Origin of the sequence: Kitasatospora sp. NPDC101155 (assembly GCF_044768305.1) — a bacterium.
Taxonomy (GTDB): Bacteria; Actinomycetota; Actinomycetes; order Streptomycetales; family Streptomycetaceae; genus Kitasatospora.
The window spans coordinates 1-2,395 of record NZ_JBIWPN010000148.1 but is presented as its reverse complement, the minus strand read 5'-3'; the positions used below and the strand labels follow the sequence as shown (position 1 = coordinate 2,395).

General features: G+C 71.1%; 1 protein-coding gene and 1 pseudogene. Both read left to right on the top strand.

What is annotated here, in order from left to right; translation table 11 throughout:
• The first annotated feature begins 244 nt into the window (after window positions 1–244).
• A complete protein-coding gene (locus tag ACIRYZ_RS46455; protein WP_402955804.1) occupies window positions 245–733 on the top strand; it encodes a hypothetical protein in 489 nt (162 codons plus the stop codon).
• A 20-nt stretch (window positions 734–753) separates the two neighbouring features.
• A pseudogene (locus ACIRYZ_RS46450) lies at window positions 754–2,270 on the top strand (ISKra4 family transposase).
• Window positions 2,271–2,395 lie beyond the last annotated feature (125 nt).

Below are 2,395 nucleotides of genomic sequence, written 5' to 3'. Positions count from 1 at the left end.
CGGGCAACGCCCTCCCCGAGCGCCCGCCCTACAGCGGCCAGGGCCGCCCACCCGGCCCGACCTATCCCGACCCGCACACCACTCTTCGCCAACTCATCCTGGATGGGTGCAGATCTTGTAGGGGTGCCTCGTTTGGGTGATTCGGGGATGTTTGGGGTGGTGTGGAGATGGTCGGCTTCTACCGTCGTCGGCATTGAGCCCGTCGCTGGGGCCGGTGTCGGCTGGGGGTGGTGTGGTGCCGTCGTTGTTCGAAGTGCTGGAAGTCAGGGAGTCGGCCGCTCGTGTGCGGGCCGAGCGGCTGCGTGAGCAGATAGCTGCCCTCTCCGGGGAACTGGAGGGGGTGGAGGAGGAGTTGACGCGCCTGCGGATCACGCGGGAGACGGTGGACCAGGTGCTGGCCGACAGTGGCCCGGTGTCGGCGGGCGGCGGGCCGGTCGGGGATCTGGAGGCGGCGATGGTGCCGCTGGCGGAGCTGGTCCCGGTCATGCTGAAGGCTCAGGAGGCGGGGGACACGGTGGTGACCTCGCAGGCCTACCGGCAGATCCTGGTGGCGTTCGCCGAGGCGGCGGGCCCGATGCGGTGCAAGGACGTGTGCGAGGCGGTGGGCTCCGCGACGCAGGCCAGGCATGTCGAGGGCATGCGTTCGAAGCTGAAGCGGCTCGTGGACCGCGGACTGCTGTCGGAGGCGGAACCGGGGCTGTTCGCGCTCACGTCCCGGACGGTGGCACCGTGAGCGGCGCAGACGGGACGGTCCTGGCCGGGTGCGAGTCGGCGTTCGCCGCCGCTCGTGGGCTGTTCGACCAGGTCGCGAAGGAGCTCGGGTCGCCGGAGGCGGCCGCGTTGACGCACTCGAGGCTGGAGGACCTGCTGAGCTCGCGGATGCGGGAGGTGACCCGGCAGCTCTATCAGGACCATCTGCGGCTGCGGACGCTGACCGAACAGCGCCTGCCCGAGGTCGTCGATGCCGCCGGGCTCGAGCGCACAAGAATCGAACGTGGCCGCTCGAGGATCCTGGCCACGGTGTTCGGGAAGGTGACGGTGACCCGGATCGCCTACCGCGGTGACCGGGTGGCTGATCTGCACCCGGCCGACGCGGTGCTGAACCCGCCGGCGGGGATGCACAGCCACGGGCGGCCAGGCTCGCGGCGATCGGGGCGTCGAGGGGCTCGTTCGCCGAGGCGTGCGAGCGGATCAACGCCGTGACCGGCGCCGGGATCGGCCACCGGCAGGTCCAGGAACTCGCGGTGGCCGCCGCCGCGGACGTCGACTCCTTCTACGACGCCCTGGTGCCCGCCCCGTGCACCGACGCGACCACGCTGGTGCTCTCGGTCGACGGCAAAGGCGTGGTGATAAGGCCGGAGGCGCTGCGTGAGGCCACCGCGAAGGCCGCCGAGGCGAAGGGCGGCAACAAGATGAAGTCCCGCCTGGCCGCCGGGGAGAAGCACGGCCGCAAGCGCATGGCCACGCTCGGCGCCGTCTACGACGCCGAGCCCGCCGAGCGCGGCATCGACGACATCATCAACGACCCCGACCCCGATCCCGGCGACGGCGAGGGCGACGGGCAAGAACGCCGTCCCGGGCCGAAGGCCAGGTCCAAGTGGCTGACCGGCTCGGTCGACGAGAGCGCCGCGCAGGTCGTGGTCGCGGTGTTCGACCAGGCCGAGCACCGCGACCCCACCCACCGCCGGCCCTGGGTCGTGCTCGTGGACGGCGCCCGCCACCAACTCGACCTCATCACCGCCGAGGCCGAGCGCAGGCACGTGACCGTGCACATCGTCATCGACCTCATCCACGTGCTCGAATACCTGTGGGACGCGGCCTGGTGCCTGCACCAGGCCGGCGACCCGGCCGCCGAAGCCTTCGTCGCCCGCCACGCCCGCACCATCCTCGGCGGCGGCGCGGAACAGGTCGCGACCGCCCTCGACAAGGCCGCCCGCGCCGCCCGGCTGAAGAAGAACCGCCGCAAGGGCATCGACGACGCCGTCGGCTACCTGCGCAACAAGGCCGCCTACCTCCGCTACGACACCGCGCTGGAACACGGCTGGCCCATCGCGACGGGAATCATCGAGGGCGCCTACCGCCACCTGGTCAAAGACCGACTCGACATCACCGGGGCCCGCTGGGGACTCGCCGGCGCCGAAGCCGTCCTCAAGCTCCGCGCCCTGCGCGCCAACGGCGACTTCGACACCTACTGGACCTGGCACGAGAAGCAGGAATTCGCCCGCAACCACCAGGCCCGCTACCGCGACCACCTCACACTCGTAGCCTGATTGACAGCACCCTCATCGGATCTGCACCCATCCTGGATGCGGGACGATCGGCGGCACGAACCGTGACCTGGCGCCAGGGAAGCAAGACCACGAAGCACAATCCCCGCGCCGAGATGCGCTCGCGG